We start from the raw sequence: 1,109 nt of genomic DNA on the forward strand, positions 1-1,109 counted from the left end.
TTTGCAGTGCATAGCCACTTTTCATAATAAGGGGCTGGTCGGCATAAGCAGGATGACACATCACCTCTACCACATCGTAATTCTCTTTTAAGCACAAAAGGTGTTGCATTAATCCGTCCAAACTTACCTTTTGATCGTAAAACTCATCGGTAAAGAAATAGCTTGTCGTCATTGGTTGGTGACAGATACCACTCCCGCGAAGTGGCACGCGGTGCTCTTTCGCGAGTTTCTGAACAATAGGAAGAATCTGAGGATGCGTATGAGCATGATGATGACTATCAAGGTGGCTGAGCGTTAGTCCAAGTGACAAGAAGTGATCAATTTGAGCTTTAGCTTCATCGTAAACCGCTTGAGCTTCAAAATCTTGCTTGTTCCAAAATTCACTGTATTTGACGAAATGCGTTCTACCATTGGTTAAGTTTGGGTGCTCCGTGAGAGGAGCACCTGCTGTAAACCGTAGATGTACGCCAATTTTTAAGTCTGGATTTTGATTGGCTAACTCGATTGCATGCTGCTCGGCATCCATCCCTACCATCATAGTAGTCGATTTCACGACACCATCTTGATGGGACTTTACAATGCCGTTATTAACACCTTGAGTCAGACCAAAATCGTCCGCATTAAAAATGACTTTCATTGACGCTCTTCCTTAGTATTACAACGCTGTAAGTTTAAATTGAGGCAAATAAGGCGCATTAACCGCTAACAGCTCATCCAATATCGCTTTCGCTCGACCAATGTCTGGCACCAAAGGATTATTCGTTAATGCCATCAATGCTTTGTCGTAGTTACCTTCAACAGCGGCTTCTATCGTCAACTGCTCATAAGCTTTCACTTGATGCAGTAGTCCTTTGATGTTGTTTGATAGCTCACCAACAGCAAGTGGTTTTGCTCCCCAACTACCAATCACTGCACTGCATTCAATCACGGCGTCATCCGGTAGACCATTGATCGCGCCATTGTTTAAGACGTTTACGACATGAATGCTGTTACGGTTGTTATAAATAGAGTCGACGAGATTGAGTGACGCATCTGAGTAATACGCTCCCCCTCGCTCTTCCAACTCTTTCGGTTTGTGGTCTAAGTTCGGATCTTGATAGAGCTTAAAC

At 43.7% G+C, this 1,109-nt stretch carries 1 protein-coding gene and 1 pseudogene; both read right to left on the minus strand.

What is annotated here, in order from left to right:
• Positions 1–637, minus strand: a 637-nt coding sequence (gene chbG / locus R8269_RS25695; protein WP_318222973.1) for a chitin disaccharide deacetylase, incomplete at its 3' end; no start/stop codon positions are given.
• Positions 638–655: 18 nt separating this feature from the next.
• Positions 656–1,109 (minus strand): annotated as a pseudogene (locus R8269_RS25700) (6-phospho-beta-glucosidase); the annotation flags it as partial.

The sequence above is a fragment of the Vibrio sp. Vb0667 genome, assembly GCF_033391095.1.